Origin of the sequence: Agrobacterium tumefaciens str. B6 (assembly GCF_001541315.1) — a bacterium.
GTDB classification, from domain to species: domain Bacteria; phylum Pseudomonadota; class Alphaproteobacteria; order Rhizobiales; family Rhizobiaceae; genus Agrobacterium; species Agrobacterium radiobacter.
Genome location: NZ_LMVK01000010.1, coordinates 116,998 through 125,029 on the forward strand (window position 1 = coordinate 116,998; position 8,032 = coordinate 125,029).

The window sequence follows — 8,032 nt, forward strand, 5'->3', positions numbered from 1 at the left end:
CCGGCTCAGTAACCTCTGATCATGTCAACCGTTTCCGGCAGCCTGCCGGTCTCGCGCCATGCGCGAACATTGCCCGCGACGATCCGCGCCGAACTTTCGCGGCTTGTCGGGGCGGAAATATGCGGCAGGACCGTGACTTTCGGGTGCTGCCAGAATGGCGAAGCCGTGGGCAGCGGCTCCTGTTCGAAGACATCGAGAACGGCATGCGAAAGGCGGCCGGAATCGAGCGCCGCGATCAGGTCGTCGGCGACGATGACCGCACCGCGGGCGAAGTTGATCAGCGCCGCCCCTTGTTTCATTGCGGCGAGACGGCCGGCATCGAGAAGGCCACGCGTCGCGTCGGTGAGCGGGACGAGGCAGACGAGAATGTCGCTTTTTTCCAGCAGGGCTTGCAGCCCGGCATCGCCGGTCAGCGTTTCCACGCCTTCGATCACCTTGGCCGAGCGGCTCCAGCCGACGACGTTGAAGCCCGCATGGGTGAGGCGTTCGGCTGCAGCGGTGCCAAGCGCTCCAAGGCCAAGGAGACCGATGGTCATCTCGCCGGGATGGCGGTAGTCCAGCTCCTGCCAAAGGGCCTTTTGCTGGTTTTCACGATAGGCCGGCATGTCGCGCTGCAGATAGTAGGTCCATGCCAGAACGGCTTCGGCCATCACGCGGGAAAGCTCCGGGTCCTTCAGCCGGACGATGGGGGGAGCCTTGTCGCCCAGCTCCAGCACCAGCCGCTCGACGCCCGCCCACAGGCTGTGAATCCATGTGAGGCCCGGAAGCGCGGCGATATCGGCGGGATCGGGATTAGCGACGATGGCAAAGTCCACTGCCCGTCGCTGTTCGTCCGTCAATTCGGAGAAGGAGAGGATGTCCTCCTGCGGCATGGCGGCGCGTAGCGCCTGTTTCCAGACGGCTTCCGTTTCCGCATTCATCCGTGAAACAAAGGCGATGGGTGATGGCATGGGACTGATCCTGCTTGCGATTTTAGCTTTACGCCATCAATGCGCAATTTCGGGGGGCAATACCATGGGTTTATCGTTCGAATCTTCCACAGAATAAAACGGCCCGGTTTTCACCGGGCCGTTTCACGATTACGCCTCTTCCTTCACCGGCGGCTTCGCATCGCCGTAATAGGCCGAGAATTTCTCGTGATAGTGCTCCGAACCACCGGGGCCGGCATAACGCTGCAGTTCCGTCATGTCGGTCTTGTTCAGCACGATGCCGAGCGTCTTGTTGGCGATCTGCGGCTCGTTGGCCATCAGGTTCTGCACCATCTGGATCGGCGTCTTGCCCCATTCGGTGACGAAGACGAAACCGTCCACCTGCGGTGCAAAGGCCTTGGCATCGATGACGGGGACGACAGGCGCCAGGTCGACGATGATGTAATCGCAGGCCTCGCGCGCCGAGTCGATGAATTTGCGCATGCCGGAGGAGGACAACAACTCGCTCGAATGGGCGAACTGGTTGCTGGTCGAAACCGGCAGGATGCCCATTTTCGTGCGCGTATCGACCTTTACCGCCTGCGTCCACGGAATTTCATCGAGCACAACTTCCACCAGGCCGGCGGATTGCCGCGTCGTCAGCATGCGGCTGAGGCCGGGATTGCGGATATCCGCATCGACGACGAGGGTGCGCTTGCCGGTGGAGGCGATCAGACCGGCGAGATTGAGCGCCACGACCGACTTGCCCTCGTTCGGCAGGCAGGAAATGACGCCGATGACCCGGCATTGACGTTCCTGAATGACGACATCCGCGGTCAGCTTCACGTTGCGCAACGTTTCCGCGAAACTGGAGCGCGGGCTATCGACGGCAAGGCGCAGCATTTTCTGGAACGAGACCTGCCCGCTTTCGTCAAGCGTGGCATGTTCGCCGCCGGGGGTGGCGGCGCTGGTGCCGGCCTTGGCGTTTTCCACGCCTCTTTCCCCGATGAAGGGGAGGTAGCCGAGAAAGCGCATGCGCAGATTGTCGCGCACGTCATTGCCGGTGTGGAAGAAGCGGTCCCGGAACTCGAGAAGCGCCGCGATACCCCCGCCCAGCATCAGGCCGAGAACGACCGAAAGCGCCATGGTCATGGTCTTTTTCGGACTGGAAGGCGATGTCGGCAGGCCCGCTTCGGAGATGATGCGTGCCTTGGCGATCGGCAGTGACTGCTTTTGCGAGGCTTCCTCGAAGCGGCCGAGATAGGACTGATAGAGGGTGCGCAGCGCCGTGGACCGCTGTTCGAGTTCACGCAGCTGCACCATGGTGATGTTGGCTTGAGAATTGCGACCAGCTACCTTGTCGATACTGTCACGCAACGACTGCACGCGCGAATTGGCAACGTCGACCTCGTTCTTGAAGCTGCCGGTCAGCTGCTGCAATTCCTGGAAGATTTGCTGCGAAATCTCTTTTTTCTCGGCGTCGAGCGCGGCCGCCTGCGGATGGTCGGCGCCGAATTGCTGGACGATGCCGCGCTGCCTGTCGGAAATGGTGATGTAGCGCTTGCGCAAATCCTGAATGACCGAGTTGTCGGTATCACGGGCCGACACGACGGCATTGTCGACAGCTGTCTCCGGCCCGCGGTCGATAATCGACTTGTACTGGCTGTAGCGGGCAGAGGCAGTAGCTGCATCCGCCTGTGCGGAAATCAGTTGGCCATTAAGATCGGCAAGCTGGCTTTCCGACATAAGCTCACCGCGTGAGGATACGATATTGTTGTCAGACCTGTATTTCTGAACTGCAAGCTCGGCGGCCTGGGCGCGCTGGTTGAGGTCGGTCATGCGTTCCTGCAACCATACAGAAGCGCGCTCGCTGGCGTCGAAATTGGCGTTCAGCTGTTCGGTGAGGTAGGCCTGCGCATAGGTCTTGGCGATCTGCGCTGCCAGCTGACGGTCGGTCGAGCGGGTGGAGATGGCGATGACGGAGCTGCGGCCGACACGTTCCACCGTCAAGGACTGCTGCAGCACGGCGGCGGCCTTTTCGCGGCGTCCGGCGCGGATTGCGGCTTCGGAGACGGGCGGATCGCCCGGCAGGACGAGATCAAGGATACCACGCACGGAGGTTTTGACGAGTTCGACCGGCGACATCGGCGGATTGACGATGATGTCATTCTCGTCGAACTTGGCCTTGTCGACTACTGTCAGCGCCATTTCCTTGGATTTCAGAATTTCCACGGCGCTGGCGATGCGGTTGTCGACGATCTGGGCGGCGGGCACCGGCGATTCCTCTTCCGCATAACGGGAAAGGCTTTCATCCAGCAGCACCTGCGTCATCGCGGTGTAAACGGGGGTCGCAAGCACCAGATAAAGGCCGGCCAGAACCACGGCGGCAATGACGGAGGCGGCAATGACATTGGCACGACGCACCACGGCGGCCCACAGGCGGTCGAGGTCGATGAACGTGTCGGAATCCTTGCCGGACTCCGGAAAACCGATATTGGATTTAAAGGTCTTGTGGTGCATGGACCTACCTTGTGAATTAAAAATGGTACGCGGGAAGCCGAGCAAACTCGCCTTCCCGCCCCCCGTTATTGGTGCGCCGGCCGCCTCCCCCGGCGGCGCGATTAAAGTCAGGCCGCCTGGACGCGGCTTTCGTGGTTCGCCACCAGTTCCTTCACCGAAGCGAGAACCTGGGCTTCCATGTCGGCGCGCAGCAGCGAGAAGGCGACGTTTGCGGCAATGAAGCCCTGCTTGCTGCCGCAGTCGAAGGTGCGACCGCTATATTTCTGCGCATGGAAAGACTGCTTTTCCGCAAGCCGCCTCATGCCGTCGGTCAACTGGATTTCATTGCCCGCGCCGCGCTCCTGCTTGGCGAGAATATCGAAGATTTCCGGCTGCAGGATGTAACGGCCATTCAGGTAATAATTCGAAGGCGCCTTGGATGGTTCCGGCTTTTCGACCATTTCGGTGACCGCAAAGCCATGATTGACCTTCTGGCCGACGCCGACGACGCCATAGGACGACACTTCCTGGGGCAGGCATTCCTCGACGCCGAGAATATTGCCGCCGACTTCGTCATAAAGCTCCATCAGCCCGGCAATGCAGCCGCGTGCGCCATAGGACACCATGTCAGGCAGAAGCAGCGCGAAAGGCTCCTTGCCCACCAGTTCGCGAGCACACCAGACGGCGTGGCCGAGACCAAGCGGCACCTGCTGGCGCGTATAGCTGACGGTGCCGGCAACCGGCAGCATCTTTTCAAGCTGCAGTACCTGCACGGTCTTGCCGGAGCGGGTCAGCGTATTGATGAGTTCAGGCGCGCTGTCGAAATAGTCTTCGATGGCGGTCTTGTTGCGGCTCGTGACGAAAATGATGTGTTCGATACCGGCCTGCATGGCTTCGTCGACAGCATATTGCACGACCGGACGGTCGACGATCGTCAGCATTTCCTTTGGCATCGCCTTGGTGGCGGGCAAAAACCGCGTGCCGTTGCCGGCTACCGGAATGACGGCTTTTCTGACAGTTTTGTTCAGGTCCATCGCGTTCTCCTTCATCAAGGTTTGATCTGTCCCCAGTCCCCGCGCAGATTTCGTCTACGCGTAAATTTCACGAAATCTGTCTTTTCACCCCTGTATTTGCTCCGGGCGCAAACATGGCGTCCCGCAGCCTCCTCAGCCGCACTGCAATCGGCATTCTTAAGTGCCCCAGCACGGCAGGATCTCGGATTGTGGTCTTCAAGGCGCCCAGTACCGAGCGGCTCTTGATGTTTTCCACCAATGTCAAAAAATTATGCGCCAGCCGCAGGCTGCGGGCTCTCGCCTGCTGCGCATCCATGGCGGCGGGCAGCAGAGTGTAATGGCTCAGGAATTCCTGATCCGCCCGCATCATCGCTTCGACGTGATGAAGTTCAAGCACGCGCGAAATCGAGCCTTCGCGGATATTGTAAATGTAACCCGGCTTCGGTTCGATGACGCAGAGGCCGCCGGCGGCGAGCGCCGAGGCGAGCAGGATATAATCCTCGCCGATGCGGATATCCTCGCGGAAGCGCAGTGCCTCGCTATTGAGGAAATCGCGCCGGAACATCGGTTTCATGTAGCCGAAATTGAAGGTGGAGCGGAACAGGATGTTGGAGGAAATGAAGTCCTCGAGCGTGAGGGCGGATCGTTCCTCCAGAAACTCTTCCGGAAACATCGTCTCCATCGGTCTGCCGTCGGTATAGACGACATCGAGATTATCGACAGCGATGTCAGCATTGGCGGCCTCCGCCCGGCACATCATGCAGGCGGAACGCTCCGGGCGGATGACGTCGTCGGAATCGAGCACGGCGATCCAGCGTCCCGTCGCGGCCTCGATGCCGGCATTGCGTGCACCACCCGGACCGCGGTTTTCTTCGAGCGCAAGCAGGCGGATGCGGGGATCGATGGCGGCAATCGCCTCAACGAAGGGGATGGTATCGTCGGCGGAACGATCGTCGACGACGATGACCTCCAGCGTCACACCCTGCTGGTCGAGCGCGCTTTGAACGGCGGCTTCGATCGTATCGGCGGCATTATAGGCGGCGATGACGAAGCTGATATCGGGCGGGGAGGTGAGATTTTCCATCAGGTCGCCTCCACCGCGCCATACTGGCGGATTTCGCGCACACCGAATGCGCCGCTCATCGAACCCATATGCAGCGCGCCACGCAGCGCATAACGGTTGCGGCGCACGGCGTTGAAGCCGTTCAAGGCGGCGAATACGCCACAATACAGCACTTTCGAACCTGCCTTCAGCACCTGAACCACACGGCGTGCACCGGGTTTCTTTTCAGCCAACACGCGGCCGTGGGTCTGGCCGGAGCGGAAGCGGCGTTTGGCCAGCCACATGAAGCTTGCCCGATTTTCCGGAACCGGCTCCGACAAGACGGCGTCTTCAGCAAAGACGATACGGCCGCCTGCGGCGTGAAGATGCGAGAAGAAATGGGTGTCCTCGCCGCCGCTCTGGCCGAGCGCCAGCGCGAAGCGCCGGCCCTTGACCGAGGGCGCATCCATCTTGAGCAGCGTGTTGCAGGTATAGCCGGTGATGATCTCGCCATTGACCCACACCGGAACTGTCGAATGGAAATCGCCGCGTTTCATCCAGCCCGGCGCATTGTCCCGGTAAACCGCCGTCACGGGGCCGAGGACGGTTTCCGCACCGGTCTCGTCGGCTTTTTCCAGAAGGGCGGCCAGCCAATGCGGCGGGGCGGTCTCGTCATCATCGATAAAGGCCAGATAATCCGCGCTGCATTCCGACAGGCAGGCATTGCGGGCAATCGAAATATTCGATTTCGGGCAATGAACATAGGTGATCTCGAAGGGTGCGGTTTCACGCAGGCGATCGACGCTTGCCTTGGCGCTCGGCTCTTCATCATTATCCGCCACAATCAGGCGAACTTTCACGCCTTCCGGCACATCCAGCTCGAAGAGTGACAGAAGTGTGGCGACGAGCGCCGGGCGTCTGTAGGTGCAGATGCCGATATCGACGGTCTTGAGATTTTGCGTGCCGGTGACGGTGTTGTCGGTCATGAGACAGCCTTTCTTCCCCGGAATTTCAGGAGTTCCAGCCAGAAGCCGGTGGACCAGGCCAGATGCATCACCATCGCCGAAAAGGCGGCGAGCGGGCCGTATGGGTTTTGCTGACCTATTGCCATCCACAAGCCATAACCCACACATGCGGCGATCCAGAGGCCGAGCGGAATAAGTGCTGCCCAATGCACGAGCGACAGCAGCGCGAGAATGAAAACCGGCAGGACGGCGAGCGGAATCATCTGGCGGATTTTCGGGATCGAGCGATGTTTCAGGAGGTTCTTTGCCCGGCCACGGCCATAGGCGAGATATTGCCTGAACAGCGGCATGACGCTTGCGCGCGGATAATAGGTCATGCGGGTCTTGTCGGTCATCCAGAGGCGGAAACCGGATTTGCGTAGCCGGAAATCCAGTTCGGCATCCTCGTTATGGCTGAAGCTCTCGTCATAACCGCCCACCGCATCGAAAGCGGCGATCCGCATCAGCGCGTGGTGGCCATGGTCGATCCAGTGGCCTTTGGCGCCTTCGCGGTGCTTGGAGCCGCCATTGCCGAGCTTGGAATTCTGGGCGATGGCCGTCGCCTTCTGGAAAAGGCCGTGGCCGACCGTATCCATGGCGACGACGACGGAATCCGCGCCGGTGCGCTCGGCGTCCTCGATCAGCCTCTGGCAATAATCATCGGGATAATCGCCATGGGCGTCGATGCGGATGAGGTAATCAAAATCCTCGCCGAAGGTGGCGACGGCAAGATTGATACCGGCGCTCTGGATGCGCTTCGGATTGGCGAGAAGCGTGACGCGATCGTCCTTTGCGGCAAATGCGGAAACGATATCGCGGGTTCCATCCGTGCTGCCGCCATCGGCGACCACGATGCGGAAGAGACGCCCCTGCATCGCATCGGTAAATTTGACAAGCAGCCCCTCGATCGTCTTCGCCTCATTGAGGCAGGGTATGACGATCAGCGTTCTGATGCCGGAATGACCAAGACCTTCCATGATTTGCCCCCTACGCACTACACGGGTGAAAACTGCGCTTCGCGGGCGTGGCCGGAGGCGGATTTGGCGAGAGAGGACAAGTGCTGGACCAGCTGACGGCAATCGTCGCGGTCGGTCAGCCATTGTTTCCTGTCTGTTGTCGAGAGGGTGTTGAAGGCGTCCGCATAGATTTGCGGGGTCATCTCCGCAAACAGGGCGGCAAGATCGTCAGCGTCGGCATTTTGCAGGACAAAGCCGATACCGCGCTTTTCGATGAAACGCGCAGTTTCCGTGCCGGCTAGTGCAATCGGCAGGGTGCCATAAAGGCAGCCCTCATAAAGCCGGTTGGGCAGAAGCCAGCTCGAATTCTGGCCTTCCTCGAAAAAGTCGATCGCCCAGGTGAACTGCACCTCGTTATAGATGGCGGCGAGGTCTTCGGGGTTCTTGTAAGGCCCGTGGAAATGCACATGCGGGGCGGCGGCTACGAAACCGTCGAAATCTGAAAACTCCGAATAGGCCGGCCGGCCGCGCAGGATGATTTCGACCCTGCCTTCCATGCGTCCGGCAAATTCGGCAAGGATTTCAAGTGATTTGCGGCAGCGAAGCGCGC

General features: G+C 60.3%; 6 protein-coding genes and 1 pseudogene. All 7 read right to left on the reverse strand.

Annotated elements, in window-relative coordinates:
• Window positions 1–5: 5 nt before the first annotated feature.
• Window positions 6–950, reverse strand: coding sequence for a 2-hydroxyacid dehydrogenase (locus ASB65_RS09550; RefSeq protein WP_003508503.1), 945 nt, complete (start codon window positions 948–950; stop codon window positions 6–8).
• A 129-nt stretch (window positions 951–1,079) separates the two neighbouring features.
• Window positions 1,080–3,428: a polysaccharide biosynthesis tyrosine autokinase gene (locus ASB65_RS09555; RefSeq protein ID WP_003508505.1), complete on the reverse strand. Its 2,349-nt coding sequence runs from the start codon at window positions 3,426–3,428 to the stop codon at window positions 1,080–1,082.
• A 107-nt stretch (window positions 3,429–3,535) separates the two neighbouring features.
• Window positions 3,536–4,441, reverse strand: a complete 906-nt coding sequence (locus tag ASB65_RS09560; protein WP_060723805.1) for a UTP--glucose-1-phosphate uridylyltransferase — start codon at window positions 4,439–4,441, stop codon at window positions 3,536–3,538.
• 67 nt (window positions 4,442–4,508) lie between these two features.
• Complete coding sequence (locus ASB65_RS09565) at window positions 4,509–5,504, reverse strand: glycosyltransferase family 2 protein (RefSeq protein WP_060723806.1); 996 nt, start codon at window positions 5,502–5,504, stop codon at window positions 4,509–4,511.
• On the reverse strand, window positions 5,504–6,448 hold the full coding sequence (locus ASB65_RS09570; protein ID WP_060723807.1) for a glycosyltransferase: 945 nt from the start codon (window positions 6,446–6,448) through the stop codon (window positions 5,504–5,506). The genes ASB65_RS09565 and ASB65_RS09570 overlap by 1 nt, the downstream gene beginning before the upstream one ends.
• Entirely contained in the window at window positions 6,445–7,443 is a 999-nt protein-coding gene (locus ASB65_RS09575; RefSeq protein WP_060723808.1) for a glycosyltransferase family 2 protein, read from the reverse strand. The genes ASB65_RS09570 and ASB65_RS09575 overlap by 4 nt, the downstream gene beginning before the upstream one ends.
• A gap of 17 nt (window positions 7,444–7,460) precedes the next feature.
• Window positions 7,461–8,032: pseudogene (locus ASB65_RS09580) on the reverse strand (glycosyl transferase family 1); the annotation flags it as partial.